Here is a 20,965-nt window from a genome sequence, read left to right as displayed (position 1 = left end):
ACTCAATTCCCTATCTGACCGGCGCATTCCGGTGGGATAGGGAATTTTTTGATCCATAACTTAGACTAGGGCAATACGGCTATGCAGTCCTTACCCTAGAATTTTTTTAAACTTCCTTCCCGTTTCTTTCCCGCGCAGCGGTGGGAATATTGATGCAGAAAAGGTGTTCACCTCGTGGCTAAACTCCTGTACCGGTTGGGGCATTGGTCCTACCTGAATAAGTGGAAGGTCATCGTCACCTGGCTTGTGCTCCTGGCCGCGACCGCGGGTACGGCCGTGGCCCTGATGAAGCCGATGACGAGTGAGTTCTCCATCGCGGGCACGCCGTCCATCGACGCGACCTACCGGACAATGGAGCTCTTCCCCGAGGGTGGCAACCCGGCGAATGCGCCCACGGTGAACCTGGTCTTCCGCGCCCCGGAGGGCGAGAAGCTCAGCGACCCGGACAACGCGCAGGCCATTGACCAGGTCGTGGACTACCTCCGCGACAACCTGGACATGGGCGACACCATGCGCTTTGGCAACCCGCTGGAGGTCTCGCCCAAGCTGCAGGAGCAGGTCGTCGACCAGTTCACCTCGATGGGGCTGCCTGAGGAATCCGCCCGCCAGGACGCGGACAACCTGGCGATGGTCAGCGAGGACGGGACCATCGCGTACACGACCTTTGACTTCGACGCTGAGAGCCCCTATTCGGTGGACTCGGAAGACAAGGAGATTGTAAGCGACGCGATGGACCTGGGCCGCGCGGCGGGCCTGCAGGTGGAGGCCGGCGGCGCCGGCTTCGGCGACGATATCCGGGTCAACTCAACCTCGGAGGTCATCGGCCTGGGCGTGGCCTTCCTGGTGCTGATCTTCACCTTCGGCTCGCTGGTCTCGGCGGGCATGCCGCTCATCTCCGCGGTGATCGGCGTGGGGCTCGGCTCGCTGGGGTTGATGATCGCCACCCACTGGGTGGAGCTGAACAACATGACCCCGGTGCTGGCCGTGATGATCGGCCTGGCCGTGGGCATCGACTACGCCCTGTTCATCCTATCGCGCTACCGCGCCGAGCGCGAGCGGATGTCCGGACCGGAGGCCGCGGGCATGGCCGCCGGCACGGCCGGCTCCTCGGTGGTCTTCGCCGGCACCACGGTCTTCGTGGCGCTATTCGCGCTGGTGATCGCCCGCATTGGCTTCCTGTCCGCCATGGGCCTGGCCGCCGCCGGCACCGTGGCCATCTCCGTGCTGGTCGCCCTGACCCTGATCCCGGCCCTGCTGGGGCTGCTGGGCGACAAGGCCTTCGCGGGCCGCATCCCGGGCGTGGCCGGCAACCCGAACCGCAAGGGCAAGCGCTCCCGCCGCCGCACCATGGGCAACCGGTGGGTGCGCGCGGTCCAGAAGGTGCCGGGCCTGACGATGGCCGGCGTGGTCCTTTCCCTCGGTCTGCTCTCGGCACCGGTGCTCAACATGGAGCTGGCGCTGCCGGCGGATACCACCTCGAACCCGGACACCACCCAGCGCAAGGCCGCGGACCTGCTCGCGGAGGGCTTCGGCCCCGGCGTGAACGGGCCGTTCTTGGTCATCGTGGACGCGGCTGACGTCAACGAGGACTCCGCCGCGCTCCAGCCGCTGATGTCCGCGCAGGAGGGCGACGACGAACATTCCAAGGCCGCGTTCTCCTCCTTCATGTACGCCACGGATCAGCTCAAGGGCGTGGGCGGGGTCAAGCACGCCCAGCTGGTGGGGCTCAGCCAAGACCAGAACGCCGCGCAGATCATGGTCACCCCGGAGACCTCGCCCACGGAGGAGGCCACCGTGGGCGTGGCCAACGCCCTGCGGGATACCAACTCCCGGATCGAGGACGCGACCGGCGCCGAGGTCGGCATGACGGGCCTGACCGCCGTGCAGCTGGACATCACGGAACGCCTCGAGCAGGCCATGCCGCTCTACCTGGGCATCGTGGTGGGCCTGGCCATCCTGCTGCTGCTCGTGGTTTTCCGCTCGGTCTTGGTCCCGCTGGTGGCCGGCCTCGGCTTCCTGCTCTCGGTGGGCGCCGCGTTCGGCGTGACCGTGTTGTTCTGGCAGGAGGGCCTGTGGGGCCTAGTGCCGGCGCCGGGCCCGCTGATTTCCTTTATGCCGATCTTCCTCATCGGCGTGACCTTCGGCCTGGCCATGGACTACCAGGTCTTCCTAGTCACGCGCATGCGCGAGCACTACACGCGCAGCGGCGGCACCTCCCGGCCGGGCTCGCCCTACAACGGGGTCGAAGAGGCCACCATCGTCGGCTTCACCCAGGGCGCGCGCGTGGTCACCGCGGCGGCCATCATCATGATCTCGGTCTTCGTGGCCTTCATCAACCAGCCGCTGCCGTTCATCCAGATCTTCGGCTTCGCCCTGGGCGCGGGCGTGCTTTTCGATGCCTTCTTCGTGCGCATGGCACTCGTGCCGGCCACGATGTTCCTGATGGGCCGCGGCACCTGGTGGATGCCCCGCTGGCTGGACAAGATCCTGCCCACCATCGACATCGAGGGCAACGAGCTGGAAAAGGAATGGGAAGCCCAGGCCACTAAGCAGAGGGAATATACTGACCAGCATGACGCACGCAGGTGACTTGAGCTTTAAGGTCCGTACCCGCCTGGAACAGGAACGCGCGGGAAAGCGCGGCCGCACCGGGGTGATTAGCACCCCGCACGGGGATATCCAGACCCCGGCTTTCATCCCGGTGGCCACCAAGGCCACCGTCAAGACCCTGACGCCGGAGCAGATCCGGGCCACCGGCGCGCAAGCCATCCTGTCGAACGCGTACCACCTCTACCTGCAGCCCGGCCACGACATCGTGGACGCCGCCGGCGGGGTCACCGCCTTCGAGAACTGGCACGGCCCGACGTACACCGACTCCGGCGGGTTCCAGGTGATGAGCCTCGGAGTAGGCTTCAAGAAGGTGCTGGCCATGGACCTGGCCGACCTGACGGAGCAGGACATTCGCGCGGCCAAGAAGGAGCGCATGGCGCAGGTGGATGAAGACGGGGTGGACTTCAAATCCGTCATCGACGGCTCCAAGCACCGGTTTACCCCGGAAAAATCCATGCAGATCCAGCACGGGCTGGGCGCGGACATCATGTTCGCCTTCGACGAGCTGACCACGCTCGTCGACACCCGCGCCTACCAGGAAGAGTCGGTGGCGCGCACGCACCGGTGGGCGCAGCGCTGCATCGATGAGCACACGCGGCTGACCCAGGAGCGCACCCACCGACCCAAGCAGTCCCTGTGGGGCGTGGTGCAAGGCGCCCAGTACGAGGACCTGCGGCGCCAGGCTGCCCGCGGCCTGGTGGAGATCTCCGATAAGGCCTGGGAGTCCGGCAGCCGCGGCTTCGGCGGCTTCGGCATCGGCGGCGCGCTGGAGAAGGAAAACCTGGGCACCATCGTCGGCTGGGTCTGCGACGAGCTGCCGGAGGACAAGCCGCGCCACCTGCTGGGCATTTCCGAGCCGGACGACCTGTTTACCGCGGTGGAGGCCGGCGCGGATACCTTCGACTGCGTCGCGCCGACGCGCCTGGCCCGCCGCGGCGGGGTTTACACCCTGGACGGGCGGCTGAACCTGTCGAACGCGCGCTTTAAGCGCGATTTTGCGGGCGTGGACGAGGAATTCGGCGGCTACGTCTCCGAGAACTACTCGCGGGCCTACCTCCACCACCTGCTCAAGGCGAAGGAGTACCTGGCCGGGACGCTGTGCACCATCCACAACCTGGAGTTTATGGTCCGCCTGGTGGACAATATCCGCGCCGCCATCGACGGCGGCTACTACGCGGCCTACCGCGACGAATTCCTGGGCCGCTACTACGCCGACCGCTAACGCGAAGAGCCCGCGCTGTGACGCCTAGGCGGGTGTTACGGTGGCGGGTATGTCTGGAAAAAATTTTCGCGGTGACCGCCGCGCAGGCGGTACTTTAGAGGACCTCGCCAAGGCCTGCCACGGTATCGACGGCGCCGGTTACGGCGCGTACAAGAAGCTGGCCGGCACCTATACCGAGCCCGGCCCGGACGGGCTGACGGTGGCGATCGACAAGGTGCAAAGCGATCCCTTCGCCGCCCCGTCCAAGGTGCGGGTGCGCGTGCCCCGCGCGGTGGCCGACCTGCCGGCCGACGTGGTCACCGATGAGCTCGACAAGGTCGCGGTGGCCGACTTCCTGGCTCGCCGGCTTACGCGCACCGTCGCTGCCATCGGCCGCGGCAAGGGAGGCAAAGGCCGCAAGGGCAGCGGCAAGTCCAAAAGCGTGAGCGTCGGATTCATCGGCCAGGAGGTACTGGAGCGCAGCGCCGTCGTGGTCACCGACGAGGTCATTGAGGTGCGCCTGCTGGTCGGCCTGCCGGCCCAGGGCCGCCGCGTTTTAGGCCGCCGGGCCGCCGGCCTGCTGGCCGAGGACTTGCCGGACGCGGTGGAAGAGGCCGTGGTGGCCGAGGAATTCGACCCGGATGACCTGGCTAGTCACGTCTGGCTCCTGCGCGACCAGGAGGCCCTGCGCGCGCAGCTGGGTACCCGCGACCTGGTCGGCTTCGTGGGCAACGGCGCCATCCTGCCGCGCCGGGCCGGGGATAGCGACAAGCCGATGGACGCGGATACCGCCGCGGCCTTCATCGCCCCGGAGGAACTCACGCACAGCTTCAAGCTGCCCAGCGGCCGCACCGTAACCGGCATGGGGGTTCCCACCGGCCTGACCGTCATCGTGGGCGGTGGCTACCACGGCAAGTCCACGCTGCTGCGCGCCCTAGAGCGCGGCGTCTACCCGCACGTGGCCGGCGACGGCCGCGAATGGGTCATCACCCGGGCGGATGCCGCCAGCGTGCGCGCCGAGGACGGCCGCCCGGTCACGGATCTGGATATCTCCCCGTTCATTACCAACCTGCCGACCGGGGCGGATACCCGACGCTTTTCCACCACCAACGCCAGCGGCTCGACCTCCCAGGCCGCCAACGTCGTCGAGGCCGCTGAAGCCGGCGCCACCGCCCTGCTGATCGACGAGGACACCTCTGCGACGAATTTCATGATCCGGGACCGCCTCATGCAGGAGCTCGTCCCCGGCGACCAGGAACCCATCACCCCGTACGTGGCGCGGGTGAAGGCGCTCTACCAGGACAAGGGCATGTCCACCGTCCTGATTGCGGGCGGCTCCGGCGCCTACCTCAACCTGGCCGACACGGTCATCGCCATGGATCGCTACCAGCCGCACGACATCACCTCCCGCGCCCATGAGATCGCCGCCGGCTCCCGCCCACACGAGCTGGCACTGGGGCCCGGCATGTTCGATCCCAGCGGCCGTGCCCTGGCCCCGGGCTGCCTCCAGCCCACCGCCGGGCACAAGGGCAAGCCCCAGGGCGCGAAGCCGCGCGGGCTCGACACCATCAGCTTTGCCAAAAGCGACATCGACCTAAGCGCGGTCTCGCAGCTGGCCGATGCCCCGCAGACCGCCGCCATCGCGCTGTGCCTGGAGTGGCTGGGCAAGCACAACGACTCCCGCCCCGTCACCGAGCTGGTCGACGAGCTGCTGGCGACCATCACCGCCGAGTCCCTGACCGCGCTGACCCCGGGGCGCGCCCACCCCGGGCACCTGTCCCGCCCCCGCAAGCACGAAATCCTGGCTGCGGTGAACCGTTACCGGAGGTTGGATATCAAGCGCTAAGGGGAAACCCCATCCTCAAAGCAGGAAGGCTACGACGGAGAGCAGGCACATCGGGCCTAGAAGCCCCCGGAGGAAGAAGTCAAAGAGTTGGGGAGATACCTCGAAGCCGAACCCGGTCTCGATGAAGGTGAGGGAGCCCGTTTCGTGCGGCGCGGAGCGTGTGACGCCGCACGACACGAAGGCGCAGAGGAAAAGCGCGAAGCTAACCCACGGGTGCGCCGGTGCGGCCACGCAGTAGAAGGGGACAAAGGCGATGAGTGCGTAGCCCAGAACGTAAGGGACTAGGGCGCTATCCTTCAACCCTAGCAGGTCGAAGCGGGCGCAGCGACCTACCTGCGCCGCCACCAAGAGCATCCCCAGCGAATATGCGTAGAAAACGGGCATGGGGGCCGTGCCAAAGCCGGCGATGAAAACGAGGATGAGCGCCGCCGTGTAGGTCAACAATCGGGGTTGCCGCACGATGCGGAAAAGCACGACTGCGGCCGTAGAACGCGGCTGCGGCAGGTGCGGCCACACCAGCCAGGAGCTCGTGAAGACGTCGTTGATATAGTCCGCGTCCAGCGCGAGCCAGATCCATTTCCGGGTCCGGGAAGAACGTCCCGAGCTGAGGAGCTGGGGGAGCCCTTTGAGCGGAAATAGCCCACAGCAGAGCCGGGCGGCGAGGGAAAACAGTGCGAGGGCGAGTGGGTAGTTGACGGCGAGCCCGAGGAGCGCTCCGAGGAGTGCAGAAACTGCGAGTTGGAGGTACCTGATCGACGCGCTGGCAGGAATGGTCCCTCTAGGCCGGGCCTTGAACACCCAGTCGGCCTCGGAGAGCGCCCGCAGCGGAGAGGTTTTCTCCGCGGTGAAGTTCAGTAGCGCGAGGGCGATGATGAGCAGGGTTGTCGCTACTGGGCGGTCGACCACCTCGCTGGAAAAGACGAGGAGGCTGTTGAGGTAGACAGTCTCATAGCCGGCCACGACGCCGATGAGGATCGCGCCTGCTGCTCTGCCCGCTACCGCCCGCGTCGCCTCGAACTGCCTAGTCAAGGGAGATCGTCTCATCGCAGTGGTCGAGTAGGGCCGTCGAGTGGGTCGAGAGAATGACCAGTTTTCCGGCGGCCGCGAGCTTGCGTAGTTCGGATACCAGCACTGATATCCACGTGCTGTCGAGATGCCGCTCGGGCTCGTCCACAGCGAAGACCGTGGCATTGAGGCCTAGCTGGGAGGCCAGAGAAAAGCGCTGCTGCTGGCCGCTAGACAGCTTCAATACCGGTTGCTGCAAGAACTCGTCAATCCTCCAGACTTCCTGCTCGCGCAGCAGCGCCTGCCCGCTGCTGCGGCGCAGGATCTCAAAGTGCTCCCCGACCGTTAAGTCTGGGTAGAAGACCGGGGCGCCGATGAAGGAGATGGCCCCCAGGTTTTCCTTGGCAAGCGGATTCTCGTCGTTCAGGCGCAGTGTGCCGGAAACCGGAGCGAGCTGCCCACCCAGGGTCCGCAGCAAAGTTGTCTTGCCGGCCCCGTTCCGGCCGGAGACCCCGTAGACCATCCCCGGAAGAAATTCTTGTTGTAAAGAACCGATTGGGCAGTGGTATCCGAATTCGATGTCTACATCAAGGCTCATTCTTTAAAAGTTGCTCCGTAGGTCTTCCTGGAGGGCCTCCCCGGGCGGGGAAGTCAGTCCTAGTGCAGGTGCAATAACAGTGAAAGTGTAGCTGGTTATTGACACCCGGTGGCGTTTAGGCGGCCGCCCCGCCGGCAACGTAGTTCTCCTTCTTCTTGACCCACTTGATGACCTGGGTGGTCACCGGCAGGAGGACGACCTCGATGAGGGTCTTCCACAGGAAGCCGACGATGACGTAGTTGATGAAGCCGCCGGCGGTGGAGATGCCGATGACGGGCGCCGCGATGGCGCAGAACAGGAGGGTGTCACCGAACTCGCCCACGACGGTCGAGGCGATGAGGCGGACCGGCAGCTTCTTCTCGCCGCTGCGGCGCTTGAGCACGGACATGACCCAGGCGTTGAGCAGCTGGCCGACGAGGTAGCCGCAGAGGGAAGCCAAAACGATCTGGGGAACCAGGCCCAGGGTGGCGGCGAAGGCCTCTTGGCCCTCGTAGAACTCCGCTTCCGGCAGCCAGATGCCGATGTAGAAGGACAGCACGGCCAGTAGGGCCATGGCGAAGCCGATGTAGATGGCGCGCCGGGTGGACTTAAAGCCGTAGCACTCGGCCAGCACGTCGCCGGTGATATAAGCCAGGGGGAACAGGAAGAAGGCGCCGTCGGTGACTAGGGGGCCAAGCTCGACGCCCTTCGTGGCGTTGATATTCGAGATCAGGAAGGTGACGACGAACAGCGTGACCAGCCACGGGTACAGGCTGGCCTGCACCGGGATGAATCGGATGCTCTCGCCACCGGGGTTGGTGGTTGCGGTTGCCGATTGTTTTGTCATGCACCTTATCGTGCCAGAACGTGGGCGGTACGCTGTAATTTATGAGTTCTGAGACCCTTCCTGCGGCCGGGCGCTACGCGCCCAGCCCAAGCGGTGACCTGCATTTTGGAAACCTGCGCACTGCGCTGCTGGCCTGGCTGTTTGCGCGCTGGTCCGGCAGGAAATTCTACCTGCGGGTCGAGGACGTGGACACCCAGCGTTCCTCGCTGGAATCCGCCGCGCGGCAGCAAGAAGACTTGCAGGCTATCGGCCTGGACTGGGACGGTGAGGTGCTGCGCCAGCAGGACCGTTCTGCGGCGTACGAGGCGGCGCTGGCCCGACTGCCGCACTACGAGTGCTATTGCTCCCGCAAGGACATCCAGGAAGCCGCCCGCGCCCCGCACGCCATTCCCGGCCAGTACCCGGGCACGTGCCGGGACTTGAGTGATAAAGAGCGGGAGGCCAAGCGGGCGGAGCTGGCCGCGGCTGGCCGCGTGCCGGCGTTGCGCCTGCGCGCCGACCGCGACGAGTATACCGTGCACGACTACCACCGCGGTGATTACACCGGTGAGGTCGATGACTTCATTCTGCGCCGCGGCGGGAACGCGAACCAGCACCAGGACTTCGCCTATAACCTGGCCGTGGTGGTCGATGACGCCTACCAAGGCGTGGACCAGGTGGTGCGCGGCGACGACCTGCTTACCTCCGCCCCGCGTCAGGCGTACCTGGCGCACCTGTTGGGGAAGGCGGCCCCGGAGTACGTTCACGTGCCGTTGGTGCTCAACAGCGACGGCCGGCGCCTGTCCAAGCGCGACGGGGCGGTGACCCTGCGCCAGCTGCTGGAGACCGCCAGCGTCCAGCAGGTGGTGGGGCAACTTGCGGCATCGTTGGGGCTGGCCGGAGCCCGCAGCGCGGAGGAGATCTTAGAGGGTTTCGATCCGGCACGGATGGGCTGGGATCCGGTTTTCTGGGAGCTGGCAGGAAACTAACTGGTGGCTGCCAGCCCCGCGTCCTACACTTAAAACGTAAAGAGAAAAAGGCGCGGGGAGAAGGCGTTGTGGAAATAGTCCTAGGGGTAGTGGCGTTGCTGCTGCTCAGCATCATTTCAGTCGTAATGGGAAAATTTGGGGCTGCCGTGGCCCGCCCTGCTATCGGTGGTGGCGATGGTCATCGTCTTCATCCCAGGTATCCCGGCGCTTAACGTGCCGGCCGATCTCATCCTGCCCATCTTCCTGCCGCCGCTGCTGTGGGCGCTGGCGCGGCGGACCTCCTAGGGAGTTATCCGGCAGCAGTGGCTGACCATCGTGAGCCTGTCCGTGCTGCTAGTGGTGGTGACCACGGCCGCGGTGGGCGCTGCCGCGTACGTCTTCTTGCCCGGCGTCGGGTGGCCGCAGCCCTGCTGATTGGTGCGGCCATCGCCCCGCCGGATCCGGTCGCGGGGGACGCGGTGGCCGAGCCCGCCGGCATTCCGCGCCGTATCATCTCGGCCCTGCAGACCGAGGGCTTGTTTAACGATGCCGCCTCCATCGTCGTCTTCCACATGACCCTGTTGGCCGTAACCCGTGGCGCGGAGCTTTCCGTGGGGAGGGCATCTTAAAGTTCGCCTACTCCGCCGTGGTGGCCAGCGTCATCTGCCTACTGGTCGGGCGGGGGCCAGCTGGTTTATCAAGCACGTGCACGATGTCACCGCGCGCAACGCACTGACCTGGGTGATCCCTTTCGCCACCTATATCCTCTCCGAGGAGCTGGGTGCATCCGGCGTTATCGCCGTGGTCATCGCCGCGGTGGCGCTCAACTCCCGAGCGCCCATTGAGGCCGAGGACCGCGTCAGCGGCCAGGCCTTCTGGTCCACGGTGGACCTGCTCTTTACCGGCCTGGCCTTCGGGCTCATCGGGCTGTCCGTCAACGACGCCATCACGCAGGTCGGCTCGGATCTGTGGCACTCGGTCCTGGTGGGCGTCATCCTGTCCCTGGTGGCCTTCGCCGTGCGCCTGGCGTGGATGTACGTCTTCTACCGGATCAACCTGCGGCGCGGGAAGCCCGGCGTGGCCCCCGCTCCGCCTGCAAGAAGTCCTGCTGATGACCTGGTCCGGCATGCGCGGACTCGTCACGCTGGCCCTAGTGCTGTCGGTGCCGAGCGGGGCCATCCCGTTCTACAACGAGCTCGCCGTCATCGCCCTGACCGTGCTGCTGGTGACCATGGTGCTGCCTGGTATGCTCCTGCCGTGGCTGATGAGCAAGCTGGATCTGACGGCGGATTCGCAGGCCGCCTCGGACAAGATGCACGCCGAAGTCACTGAGCGCGCCCGCAAGGCCGCCATCGACAGCCTGCGTAAACAGCACGATGACTTGGAACCGGAGGTCGCTGCCAACATCGACGACTGGTTCGACAAGGTCTTCGGCACTGACGACCTCGACGCGGAGGATCAAAAGGCCCGCCTGGAAAAGGCCCACCGCGCCCGCGCCTTCGCGGCCCAGGCCCGCGCTACCGCCTTCCAGGCCTCCCAAACCGTCCTGCTGGAGATGCGCAACGATCCCCGCTACAACCCAGCCCTGGTCGACGAGGTCCTCCACGAGGTCGACCGCATGGTGCTCGCCGCCCGGAAATAAGTTGCCGAAAAACCACCGGCGAGCAGACCAGTGGTGATTAGGATGCGCGGCCGGTCAGCTTGTCGATTTCACGGCGGACGGGGCTTAAATCAAAGCCGTCTTCGCGCAGCCACTCCACCTGCGGCGGGGTGTTCATTCCCCACTCCGCCCGGCAGAAGACATACGCCTGCTCCACCTCCGCGGTGTCGAATCCACCGTCGGCAAGGTACTGGCGGAAGCCGTTGGCGCCGGAGTCTTTAAACCACAGCCACACGAAGTCCTCGAGCGAGTCATCCAGCAAGAAGTCCTCCATCCCGGCCGGGATGTAGCGCAGCTCGTCTTTAATCCGTGCCAGCAGGTCAGCGTCCAAGAACGCGTAGAGATAGTCCAGCGAGTCTTCTAAACCGGCGTAGGTGAGGGCGTCCATGGGGCCCAGCTTAGCGCTTGCCGTACACCGGCCGCGCACGACCGCGAAACTACCAGTCACCCGCCCGGCATTTGGTGCCCTGAGGCATTCGGCAACCGATGCCGCCTTCAGCCAACAAAGGAGCTGCCATGGCCACCATCCGCCCTGAGAACCCCGCCGATAATGCGGGTATCCACCAGCTCGTGGAGGCTGCTTTTGCCCCCGTGGAGCAGTCCGATCACACCGAGCAGCACATCGTCGATGCCCTCCGCGTAGCAGGTGCACTGACCGTCTCTCTAGTCGCCGAAGACAACAACACCCTGGTCGGCCACGTGGCCGCCTCCCCAGTCACCCTGGGCACCAGCGCCGAAGGCGCGCACGGGTGGTACGGAATCGGCCCCGTCGCCGTCGCACCGCAGCGCCAAGGCGAGGGCATAGGCAGCGCCCTCATGGAAGCCGCACTTGCCCGCCTGCGCGCAGCAGGCGCAGCCGGCGCAGTGGTTTTCGGCGAACCGGACTACTACAATCGCTTCGGCTTTCACCCCGTACCCGGACTGGAATACCCCGGCGTACCCGAAAAGTATTTCACTGCCTGCTCCTTCGGCCCCGAGATTCCACTCGGTAAGGCGCGTTACCACCCGGTGTTCGGTTAGCCTGGGGCTAGTACCTGGACATCTACTACCAGCAAGTGCCCGGTCAACGGTGTCACCGTGCAGGAAACGGAAATGAAGTTCTTCCTTTTGTTTGTCGAGCTACTAGCGCTCCTAGTGGCCTGCGTAGCCTTCGCGATGGGATTCAATGAGGCCCATAATGCCCTTACACATGTGCAGACCAACAACGGCGTGGATGAAGCCACCCGGCTGCTTGAGCAAGCCCACGCCATGTTCACCGCAGCCGCAGTCTGCGGGGCGGTGTTCCTAGCCCTTTTTCTAATCCGGCTGCTGAGGCCCGCGAAATAGACCGCAATCTGCGATGAACGAGTCGACCGAGGAGCATGCAGACCGCGGGTAAAACGAAGCCGGGGTCGCCGCGGAGGCGGCGAATGCGGAAAACAGTGACCAGCTTGTCGCCAAGGGTAGGCGCCCGCCGCACTAAGTGCGGCGGGCGGAGGTGCGCGCTAGCTGCGGCCTTTGACGTCGATGAGGATTTTTACCTCGGTCGGGTCTTCCTTTAGGGCCTTGTAACCCTTCTCCACGAGATCGTCCATGGGGATCCGGGAGGTAATGTACGGCGCGAGGTCTAGGCGGCCGTCCTGGATCATCTTGATTACCTGGGGTGGTCGTTGTTGTATCCCAAGGAACTGCCGATGGAGCGTTCGGGCATGGTCAGATCTCCCACGATGTCGAGCTCGAAGTTCCGGTTGTGCAGGGCGATGATTTCGATGTGCGCGCCGGGTCGGGTGACATCGATCAGCTGCTGGAGCACTGCGGGAACGCTGGTGCATTCGAAAGCGACGTCGGCCATGGCGCCGTCGGTGAACTTCTGGACTTTCTCGGCTAGATCCTCGTTCATCGGGTCCACGCTCAGGTCTGCGACCCCGGTCTCCAGCGCCTTCTCGCGCCGGGCCTGTGACGGTTCGGAGATGATGACCTTCACCCCGTAGGCTTTCAGCACTGCGGCGGCGAGCAACCCAACGGGGCCGGCGCCGCCGATGATTGCGACTTTTCCGGCGTGGTCGCCGTTGGCGAATCCGGCGTGTGCGATGGAGTGGTGGGACACAGCCAGCGGCTCGATCAGGGCCGCCTGGTCTAGCGGGATATCTCTGATGGGGTGGACCCAGCGCTTTTCGACCACGATGTGCTCGGCGGTACCGCCACCCCGGCCGGAGATGCCGATAAAGCCCATGTTGTCGCACAGATGGTAGTCGCCACGCTGGCAGGCGTGGCAGGTGCCATCGACCATGAACGGCTCGACCACGACGGACTGACCTGGCTCGAACCCCTCGACATCGGCAGCGACTTCCTCCACCACGCCGGAGAATTCGTGGCCCAAAACGACGGGCAGCGTCTCCCCCCCCCCGGAGACCGGGTGCGGTGCGGTCTCACTGGGTGCTGGGCAGAACGGCCCTTCGAAGTAAAGGTGCACGTCAGAACCGCAAATGCCGCTGTAGGCCGGCGCGATCTTTACCGTACCGGGTTGCAGTTGTGGCTCTTCAATGTCATCGATCCGGACGTCTTCCTTGCCGTAAAGGCGGGCGGCTTTCATGGGAGTTGCTTTATGTCGAGTGCGCTCTTTCAATTCCCAGGATACGTCGCATTTTCAATCCCTTCCTGGTAACTAGAAGCGGTACGCGAGAAGTCTCACTCGGGTGGTCTATTTCTGGGCAGTACCAGTCTCGACTGCGTAAATTTATATCAGGTCCAGCATGAGCCGCCTTGGTTTTAGCCCAACGGGTGCGGCCCGGGTTTCACGCCAAACAGCGGCTTGGGTGAAATGACAAAGAAGAGACAAGGTGGAGTTGAATGAAGGCATCTGTAGGTTTGCTTGCCCTGGGGCGATTTTCGTTGCCTTCCTTAGGGGCTTAGTCAAACCCACAGAGCGCTAACGCTTGTGCAACCCGGGGTGGTCGTGACTAAGCTGCGTGCCGCTTGGGCAGGGAACGGGCCTGACCCCCGGAAAGTAGACACGCCGGGGTCAGGCCCCTCCCCCAGTCCCTAGACTGCCGCACACCGACAGAGGCTGAAACCGAGTTTTGGAAGGCCGACTCCCTAGGAACAATGGGAATCTAGGCACGTGCCTAGGGGGAAAACCCGGATGGTTCAAAGCTCGCGTCACCGCCGATGGGGTCCAAGAGTTCAAACTGCTTATCAAGCCGAACGGCCAGCCCTTTGCGGCAGTGCGATAGACGCCGAGCGCAGCTAATCGCCAGGCGTCCAAAAGCTCGATGAGAGCCTGGTCCTGACGTGTTGAGCAGTCACATCATGTGCGACTAATCCCGTAACCCGTCATGCTTTGGTTAACGCAAAGAAAAACGCGCCTCACCGAAGTGAAGCGCGTCGTGGCGGAGGATGTGGGATTTGAACCCACGAGGGGCGTGAGCCCCGCACGCGTTCCAGGCGTGTGACATAGGCCGCTAGTCGAATCCTCCGAGAAGAAACTGTAGCAGCCCCGGCAAGTGGCGACAAAATCGGCAGGTCAGCTTGAGAAATGGGTGGGCGATCTAGGGCTATAAAAGTGGCTGTCGGGTAGGCGGTTGTCGGGGCCGGCGGTGGTAACGCGCGTGGGCGCCTGGGCGGGGAGTGGACTGTTTGGACTATCGCCGGAATCCCGGCTAGAGTATGGGGCAGGATCTCGCGTGGCGTCCATCCTGTGAACTCCCCCAGGGCAGGAATGCAGCAAGGGTCAGCAGGCTCTGACGGGTGCGCGAGGTCCCCTTAATCTTTGTTGCCATCCGGCGCCTGCCGGGTGGCTTTTTCTATGTCTGGTCCGCTTTTAGGTCTTGACGGGGTGGGCAGTCTAGGTTAGGTTTACTACCTACGTAGTAAACCATATTGGTAGGTCGGTTTGCTGCGGGAACAATAAGGAAGGTGACGGGATGGCTATAACGGCTAAGGATCCCCGCCCTATCTATCAGCAGATAGCGGAGGAGCTGCGCGGCATGATCTTGTCCGGACAGCTGCCCGAAGGCGACAGGACACCGTCGACGCACGAATTAGCAAATTTTCATGAGGTCACGCCGACGACGGCATCGAAGGCGCTCACGGCGCTGGCGCAAGCTGGGCTCGTGGAAAGCCAGAGAGGACGAGGGATGTTTGTCATGCCTGGGGCGCGCGAGCGCATCAGGGACCAACGGAAGAAGGCGTTCGCCCAAGACTTTGTCCGCCCGCTGGTGGCGGAGGCCAATGCCCTGGGCTTGGGGGAAGACGACATTGCCCAGATGATCGCTAAGGAGTTAAGACCATGACCAGCACGCAGGATACTTGGGGCCCGCGGCCTATCATGGGGCTGATCGGGCCGAACGGCTCCGGCAAGACCACGTTTTTCCGCCGGCGCAGCGCGGAGCCGGATGTGGCCTTCGGCCAGGCCAGCGCCGATATTCACTTCTTCGGCGCCACGCCCCGAGACCATTTTCGTGTCGTGCAGCGCGGCTGGCAGGGGCTGGACGTGGGCGAAGCGGAGAAAACGCTGGGCTTCGACCCAACCACGCCGCTGGCAAAGCTGAGCGTGGGCCAGCGCCAGCTGGTCATCGTCGGCAGCGTAGTGGCCGCCGGCAAACCGGTGTTGCTGCTGGACGAACCCTTCAACGGTTTGGACGCACCACACCGCAACCAGGTGCGGGAGCGGCTTCGGCAGGCCGCAGAAACCGCCGAGGTGTGGGTGAGTTCCCAGCACTCGCAGGACCTGGCGGGCCTGGTTGATGCGGTGGTGGTCATGCGTGATTTCCACGCCCAGGCTCCTGTGACCATGGATGAACTGCGCGAGACCCACCCCGTGCTGAGCGGGCCGGCCGAGGCGGTGGCAGAGGTCATCGGCAGCGCGCCGTTGCTATCCGACAAGGCGCTGGGTGGGCATCGCCGGGCGGTGCTGGGGGCCGGACTTTCGGCCTCAACCCGGGATTTTGCCCAGTCCCGCGGCGTAGACGTGAGGTATCTCGACACCAGTGAACTGCTGGACGTAGCGGTAGCGGGTGCGCTGGTGCAGGAAGAAGAGGAGCAATAACAATGAAAGCGCCAGTATTTATAGCAAGCCAACCGGGACTGATCATCGGGTGCATGGCGGTGGCCCTGGGGCTGGCCGCCGGCGGCCGCTACCTCTTTATGGACGGCGGGTCCTGGACCATCCTGGCCGTTGTGGCCACGGCCGTGATTTTCACCCTGGCGGCGGCGGACTCGGCCCACTTGCTCGATTACCAGGTCGCACCCGGCCGCTGGTTGGGTTCTGCGGTCGTGTGCGCGGTAGTCGCAGCCGCGGTGGCCGCGGGCGTGCTTGGTGTGGCGATGTTTGTCATGCAGGATGACTCGCCGTATTACTCCGGTTACGACAGCTTCATCGTCACCTCCGGCCCGGTGGAATGGCTCGATACCAACGGGCAACCCTATATCGTCCCCGACGCCGGGGTAGGCGGGCGCGAAGTTGTCCTGACCCTCCTGGTGGTCTTCACCGTTTTCTTGGCCGCCGCCCTCGTCGGGGTCGGGCTGGGCGCGGTGCGCGCCCGCCGCTCGGTCCGCGCGCAGTGGGTGGTGGTCTTCGCCGGTATCGCTGCTACCGTTGCCGTCGCGTGGCTCATCGACCAAGTGCTGGGCATTTCCGTGCCCGCGCCGCTGCCGGGGGTATTCCTCTTTTGCATCCCGGTAGCCGTCGTGGGGGTAGTGGTGGCTGCCGTGAGTCTCCAGCGGTCCCGCACACGCTGGGCGGGTAGTGCGGATAGAGTTAAACTCGCCCGCAGCTGAGTGCTAAATCACGTAGGCGGCGCTATGCTAGGGGGCCAATAAGCAATCACCGATCTCTCACCTCGGATACCGGAAGGTAGGCAGACTAGCTCCTATGTCTCTTCTAGATTTGGGCGCGGCGGAGCGCGCCGAACTAGCAACTCAGATTCGTGCCGATTACGAAGATTTGAAGGCCAAGGGCCTGAAACTGGATCTGACTAGGGGCAAGCCCTCCAAAGAGCAGCTGGCACTGTCCGAGGACCTGCTGGAGCTGCCGGGCCGCAACAACTACACCGACGCCACCGGCGCGGATGTGCGCAACTACGGCAACCTGCAGGGCATCGTTGATATCCGCCAGCTGTGGGGCAAGCTGCTGGGCATCAACCCGGACCTGTTGATGGCCGGGGACTCCTCTTCCCTGAACTTCGAGTTCGATGTCATCTCCTGGGCCTATACCTTCGGCACCAACGACTCAGAGCGCCCGTGGAGCCAGGAAGAGACGGTCAAGTGGATCTGCCCGGTGCCGGGCTACGACCGCCACCACGGCATCACGCAGCGCTTCGGCTTCGAGATGGTCACCGTGCCAATGCTGGAGGACGGCCCGGACGTGGAGGCCATCCGAGAACTGGTCAAGGATCCGCAGGTCAAGGGCATGTGGGCCGTGCCGATGTTCTCCAATCCTTCGGGCGTTACCTTCGCCGAGGAGGTCGTGCGCGAGCTGGCCTCCATGGACACGGCCGCCCCGGACTTCCGCATCATGTGGGACAACGCCTACGCGGTCCACACGCTGACCGACGAATTCCCGGAGATCATCGACGTGCTGGGCCTGTCCCGCGAGTTGGGCAACCCCAACCGCTTCTTCGTTTTCTCCTCGACCTCTAAGATCACCTTCGCCGGCTCTGGCGTGGGCTTCATGGCTTCCTCCGAGGCGAACCTCGACTGGTTCAAGTCGATCGCCGGTAAGCGCGGTATCGGCCCGAACAAGGTCAACCAGCTCGCCCACGCGGAGTTCTTCAGCTCCGCCGAGGGCGTGCGCGCGGTCATGCGCCGCCACGCCGCGCTGCTGGCCCCGAAGTTCGAGGCCGTGCTGCGCATCCTGGACGAGCGCCTGGGCAAGTACGAGGTCGCGCAGTGGACCAAGCCCACCGGCGGCTACTTCGTCTCCCTGGACGTCATTGATGGCACCGCCACCCGTGTGTGGGAGCTGGCCAAGGAGGCCGGCATTGTGCTGACCCCGGCTGGTTCCTCCTTCCCGCTGGGACAGGACCCGAACGACCGCAACATCCGGCTCGCGCCGTCGATGCCGCCGCTGGGAGAGATCGAGGCCGCCATGGACGGCGTGGCCGTCTGCGTGCTTCTGGCCGCCCTCGAGAAGCTGGGGGCGTAGCGCAATTAACAACACGGAAATTGCGTATTGGCTCGATCAGATAATCCCGGCCTCCCTGGAGTTCCGCGACGTCTCCTCTGCTGACGGCGGCACCCGCTGGCGGATCGGTACCGCCGAGCTCGGCGACGGCCAGGCGCTGGCGGTGACCGTGGGCTTCAGCCAGGTTGATACCGGTCTGCAGCGCGCCGACGATGGCGTCGACGTGCGCTGTGAGTTGTTGGCCGTGGGCCGGACGAAACCCGCCACGGTGGCGGCGGCGGTGCAGGCTGCCGCGGATCAGATTGCGGCGGCGGCCGGGGTCATCCCGGCCCAGCCCGGCGTCCTGCTGCCGAACATGGCCGCGAGCAGTGCCCTGGAGCAGGACGAATCCGTCACGGCCCGGCACGGGCTGCTCATCGCCCCCTACCTCTGGGGCGGGCAGACCCCGCAGGTGGCAGAGGATAAACGCCTGACGCTGATCTGCCAGCTGCTGGTGCTCACCGACGCCGAATACTCCTACGCCGCTGACGAAGGCGTGGGGCCTTTCCAGCAGGCGGTCGCCGACGGCGGGATTGACCTGCTCGACTTCTCCCGGGCTGATGGCTAAGCGGTAGGATTTACGGCGTGGCTCTTTACCGGAAATATCGTCCCGCAAGTTTCTCCGAGGTGGTAGGCCAAGAACAGGTCACCACCCCGTTGTCGGCCGCCCTGGACTCGGGGCGCATCAACCACGCCTACCTATTTTCCGGGCCGCGGGGCTGCGGCAAGACCTCCTCGGCGCGCATCATGGCGCGCTCGCTCAACTGCGTGGAAGGGCCCACCTCCACCCCGTGCGGGGTCTGCGAGTCGTGTGTCTCCCTGGCCCCGGGTGGGCCGGGCAACCTGGACGTCACTGAGCTGGACGCGGCTTCCCACAACGGCGTGGAGGACATGCGTGAGCTGCGCGACCGCGCCTACTACGCCCCGGCGGAGTCCCGCTACCGTATCTTCATCATCGACGAGGCGCACATGATCTCCGCCTCGGGCGCGAACGCCTTGCTCAAGGTGGTCGAGGAGCCGCCGGAGCACGTCATCTTCATCTTCGCGACGACGGAACCGGAAAAGATCATCGGCACCATCCGCTCGCGTACCCACCATTATCCCTTCCGGCTGCTGACCCCGCCGGCGATGAAGGGGCTGCTGCAGCGCACCGTCGCCGCCGAGGGCGTGCAGGTCGAAGACTCCGTCTACCCCATGGTCATCCAGGCCGGCGGCGGCTCCCCGCGTGATACCCTCTCCATCCTAGACCAGCTGCTGGCCGGCGCCGGCCCGGACGGCCTGACCTACGAGCTCGCCCGCCCGCTGCTGGGCGTCACGGACATCACGCTCATCGACGACGCAGTCGCCGCCCTGGCCAGCGGCGACAAGGCCGCCCTGTTCCAGCTGGTCGACCACGTCATTGAGGCCGGCCACGAGCCGCGCCGTTTCGCCGTCGACCTGCTGGATCGCCTGCGCGATCTCATGGTGCTCCAAGCCGTCCCGGACGCTATCTCCGCCGGGCTGGTCGACGCCCCCGCCGACCGTGCCGTGGCGCTGACCGATCAGGCGCAGCGCTTCAGCGGCGACCACCTGGTCTTTCTGGCCGAGACCGTCAGCGAGCAGATTGCCGGCCTGCGCGGGGCGACCTCGCCGCGCCTGCTACTGGAAATCCTTTGCGCTCATTTGGTCTCCGCCGCCCGCCCGGCCGTCGGCCCCGCGGCGCCAACCACCAGTGGAGGGCCCCATCGGGCGGGCCAGTCCGGCCAGACGCAGCAGCAACCGCAGCAACAGTCCCAGTCCCGGCACGCCGGCTCCGCCCAGGAGGGCGCGGCAGCCGCCGCGGCCACCGCCGCACGAATCGCCGCTGCCCGCCGGGAGCGTCAGCAGCAGGGCAACGCTCAAAACCACGGCCCCGACCAGTCACCGGCATCGGAACCGGCTCCGGTCCACGTTGAAAAGCCGGTGCCTGCCGAGCACCCGGGCGAGCAGCCGGCGGAAGCCGCAACGGCTGATGCGCAGCAGGAGCAGCCCCAACAGGAACAGGCCCCGGCCGCCGACCAGGTAACGCACGGTGCGGACGCGGAGCCGGAGCACGTACCGCAGACCGAGCAGCCGGAGCGCCCAGAAGCGGAGCCCGCTGAGCAGGCGCAGGCGGCTGCCGCACCGGCACCGGCTTCCGACCCGGAGGAGCTGACCGCGACTATTCGGAACCAGTGGGCCACGCTGCGCGAGCGCGTGGGCACGACCAACAAGGTCGCCGAGATCATGCTGACCGAGGCGCGCGTGCTGGGCATTCGGGACAACACCCTGGTTATAGGACACACCACCGGGGCGTTGGCGCAGCGCTTGAACGCCCCGGAAAACGCCGGGGACCTGCAGCGGGTCCTGCGCGAGGAATACCAGGTCGAGCTTGGCATCGAGTGCGTGGTCGGAACCGACCCCGTCCAGCAGGGCTTTAACGCCCAGCCGGGCGCCAAGCCGGCCTGGGACCCGCAGAAAAACCAGCGTGAATCCAGCGACGATCAGGAGTCCGAGAGGCCTAGCTCTGCTGAACCCACGCCTGAACCGCAACCCGTGAATAATTCTGGCTGGGGCAGCCCGCGGCCCTTGGGCGGGCCGGAAGAGTCGGAGAAGGCACCGTCCCCGCAGCCCCAACAGGCCCCGCCTACCGCGCAGGGGCCCGGTGCGGGTGCAGGTGCGGGCGCCGGCGGTGGGAATGCCGCTAACGCGCGACCCAGCTGGCAGGACCGCATCCAGCAGGCGGCGGCGCAGGCGAAAAAGCGCGACGCCAACACCTTCAGCAACGGGGTACCGCTGCCGCCGGACCCGGGCCCGGAGGAAGGCTACGGTATCCCGCCGGAAGACGACTACGTGCCGCAACAACCGGACGGTCAGACAGCGGCCCCGCAGCAGGGGCAGGCGCCGCGGCCGGCACCGGGGCAGGGACAGGGCCAGCCCGGCCCGCAGGACGCGGCGGCGCTGCGGGACGAGGAAGAGCAGATGATGGCGGCCGCGGCCCAGGAGACCGGGGAGCGCGACCACCGCAGCGCTTTGGAAGTGGCGATGGAGCTGCTCAGCGATCAGCTGGGGGCGCGTCGCTTGTAGCGATCAGGGGCACGCAGCCTCTTCAGCGCCCGAGTTTTGGCGGTAGA

Annotated in this window: 18 protein-coding genes, 1 tRNA gene, 1 other RNA gene and 1 pseudogene; 14 read left to right on the top strand and 7 right to left on the bottom strand. The window is 65.5% G+C overall.

All coding sequences use genetic code 11. The annotated features are described in order from the left end of the window. Positions 1–174 precede the first annotated feature (174 nt). The 3 genes from QQS52_RS06930 to QQS52_RS06920 are packed head-to-tail and all read left to right on the top strand — an operon-like array spanning position 175 to position 5,657. Positions 175–2,589: an MMPL family transporter gene (locus QQS52_RS06930; protein WP_472773175.1), complete on the top strand. Its 2,415-nt coding sequence runs from the start codon at positions 175–177 to the stop codon at positions 2,587–2,589. Continuing rightward, positions 2,573–3,832, top strand: coding sequence for a tRNA guanosine(34) transglycosylase Tgt (gene tgt / locus QQS52_RS06925; RefSeq protein ID WP_472773174.1), 1,260 nt, complete (start codon positions 2,573–2,575; stop codon positions 3,830–3,832). Before QQS52_RS06930 ends, tgt begins: the two co-directional genes overlap by 17 nt. Positions 3,833–3,881: 49 nt before the next feature. Beyond that, positions 3,882–5,657 carry an ABC-ATPase domain-containing protein gene (locus QQS52_RS06920; protein WP_472773173.1) on the top strand — a complete coding sequence of 592 codons (1,776 nt, stop codon included), beginning with the start codon at positions 3,882–3,884 and terminating at the stop codon, positions 5,655–5,657. A 15-nt stretch (positions 5,658–5,672) separates the two neighbouring features. On the opposite strand, the gene QQS52_RS06915 is transcribed toward QQS52_RS06920, so the two are convergent. From QQS52_RS06915 to QQS52_RS06905, 3 genes are all read right to left on the bottom strand, one after another. Further along, on the bottom strand, positions 5,673–6,686 hold the full coding sequence (locus QQS52_RS06915; protein WP_472773172.1) for a hypothetical protein: 1,014 nt from the start codon (positions 6,684–6,686) through the stop codon (positions 5,673–5,675). Then, the gene (locus tag QQS52_RS06910; RefSeq protein ID WP_472773171.1) at positions 6,679–7,260 is read right to left on the bottom strand and encodes an ABC transporter ATP-binding protein; all 582 of its coding nucleotides are present in this window, start codon (positions 7,258–7,260) and stop codon (positions 6,679–6,681) included. The genes QQS52_RS06915 and QQS52_RS06910 overlap by 8 nt, the downstream gene beginning before the upstream one ends. Before the next feature lie 115 nt (positions 7,261–7,375). Beyond that, complete coding sequence (locus tag QQS52_RS06905) at positions 7,376–8,086, bottom strand: queuosine precursor transporter (protein WP_472773170.1); 711 nt, start codon at positions 8,084–8,086, stop codon at positions 7,376–7,378. Between the two features lie 41 nt (positions 8,087–8,127). Here QQS52_RS06905 and gluQRS point away from each other — a divergent pair, with 41 nt between their 5' ends. Together gluQRS and QQS52_RS06895 are read left to right on the top strand one after the other, a co-directional pair. After that, a complete protein-coding gene (gene gluQRS / locus QQS52_RS06900; RefSeq protein ID WP_472773169.1) occupies positions 8,128–9,054 on the top strand; it encodes a tRNA glutamyl-Q(34) synthetase GluQRS in 927 nt (308 codons plus the stop codon). 68 nt (positions 9,055–9,122) lie between these two features. Continuing rightward, positions 9,123–10,675 (top strand): annotated as a pseudogene (locus tag QQS52_RS06895) (cation:proton antiporter). Positions 10,676–10,712: 37 nt separating this feature from the next. Here QQS52_RS06895 and QQS52_RS06890 read toward each other — a convergent pair. Continuing rightward, positions 10,713–11,081, bottom strand: a complete 369-nt coding sequence (locus tag QQS52_RS06890; RefSeq protein ID WP_472773168.1) for a cupin domain-containing protein — start codon at positions 11,079–11,081, stop codon at positions 10,713–10,715. Positions 11,082–11,209: 128 nt separating this feature from the next. Here QQS52_RS06890 and QQS52_RS06885 point away from each other — a divergent pair, with 128 nt between their 5' ends. Further along, positions 11,210–11,713 carry a GNAT family N-acetyltransferase gene (locus tag QQS52_RS06885; protein WP_472773167.1) on the top strand — a complete coding sequence of 168 codons (504 nt, stop codon included), beginning with the start codon at positions 11,210–11,212 and terminating at the stop codon, positions 11,711–11,713. Between the two features lie 57 nt (positions 11,714–11,770). Beyond that, positions 11,771–12,019, top strand: coding sequence for a hypothetical protein (locus tag QQS52_RS06880; RefSeq protein WP_472773166.1), 249 nt, complete (start codon positions 11,771–11,773; stop codon positions 12,017–12,019). 158 nt (positions 12,020–12,177) lie between these two features. Here QQS52_RS06880 and QQS52_RS06875 read toward each other — a convergent pair whose 3' ends face one another. The 3 genes from QQS52_RS06875 to QQS52_RS06865 all read right to left on the bottom strand — a co-directional run bounded on the left by QQS52_RS06875 (position 12,178) and on the right by QQS52_RS06865 (position 14,148). After that, a complete protein-coding gene (locus QQS52_RS06875; protein ID WP_472773165.1) occupies positions 12,178–12,321 on the bottom strand; it encodes a hypothetical protein in 144 nt (47 codons plus the stop codon). A 5-nt stretch (positions 12,322–12,326) separates the two neighbouring features. Beyond that, on the bottom strand, positions 12,327–13,265 hold the full coding sequence (locus QQS52_RS06870) for an alcohol dehydrogenase catalytic domain-containing protein (RefSeq protein ID WP_472773164.1): 939 nt from the start codon (positions 13,263–13,265) through the stop codon (positions 12,327–12,329). Between the two features lie 794 nt (positions 13,266–14,059). Continuing rightward, positions 14,060–14,148, bottom strand: a tRNA-Ser gene (locus QQS52_RS06865). Between the two features lie 194 nt (positions 14,149–14,342). Between QQS52_RS06865 and ffs the strand changes: the two genes are divergently transcribed. From ffs to QQS52_RS06830, 7 genes are all read left to right on the top strand, one after another. Then, an RNA gene (gene ffs / locus QQS52_RS06860) (signal recognition particle sRNA small type) lies at positions 14,343–14,441 on the top strand. A gap of 154 nt (positions 14,442–14,595) precedes the next feature. Continuing rightward, on the top strand, positions 14,596–14,964 hold the full coding sequence (locus QQS52_RS06855; protein ID WP_368520505.1) for a GntR family transcriptional regulator: 369 nt from the start codon (positions 14,596–14,598) through the stop codon (positions 14,962–14,964). Further along, positions 14,961–15,719, top strand: a complete 759-nt coding sequence (locus tag QQS52_RS06850) for an ATP-binding cassette domain-containing protein (protein WP_472773163.1) — start codon at positions 14,961–14,963, stop codon at positions 15,717–15,719. Before QQS52_RS06855 ends, QQS52_RS06850 begins: the two co-directional genes overlap by 4 nt. A gap of 53 nt (positions 15,720–15,772) precedes the next feature. Beyond that, the gene (locus tag QQS52_RS06845; protein WP_472773162.1) at positions 15,773–16,450 is read left to right on the top strand and encodes a hypothetical protein; all 678 of its coding nucleotides are present in this window, start codon (positions 15,773–15,775) and stop codon (positions 16,448–16,450) included. Between the two features lie 94 nt (positions 16,451–16,544). After that, positions 16,545–17,816 carry an aspartate aminotransferase type Ic gene (locus QQS52_RS06840; RefSeq protein WP_472773161.1) on the top strand — a complete coding sequence of 424 codons (1,272 nt, stop codon included), beginning with the start codon at positions 16,545–16,547 and terminating at the stop codon, positions 17,814–17,816. Positions 17,817–17,958: 142 nt separating this feature from the next. Then, the gene (locus tag QQS52_RS06835) at positions 17,959–18,402 is read left to right on the top strand and encodes a suppressor of fused domain protein (RefSeq protein WP_472773160.1); all 444 of its coding nucleotides are present in this window, start codon (positions 17,959–17,961) and stop codon (positions 18,400–18,402) included. A gap of 17 nt (positions 18,403–18,419) precedes the next feature. Then, complete coding sequence (locus tag QQS52_RS06830) at positions 18,420–20,918, top strand: DNA polymerase III subunit gamma and tau (protein WP_472773159.1); 2,499 nt, start codon at positions 18,420–18,422, stop codon at positions 20,916–20,918. The last annotated feature ends 47 nt before the right edge of the window (positions 20,919–20,965 follow it).

This window comes from Corynebacterium sp. 1103A (genome assembly GCF_055700955.1).
Note: the sequence above shows the minus strand (reverse complement) of the source record. Positions and strands in the feature narration are given on the sequence as shown.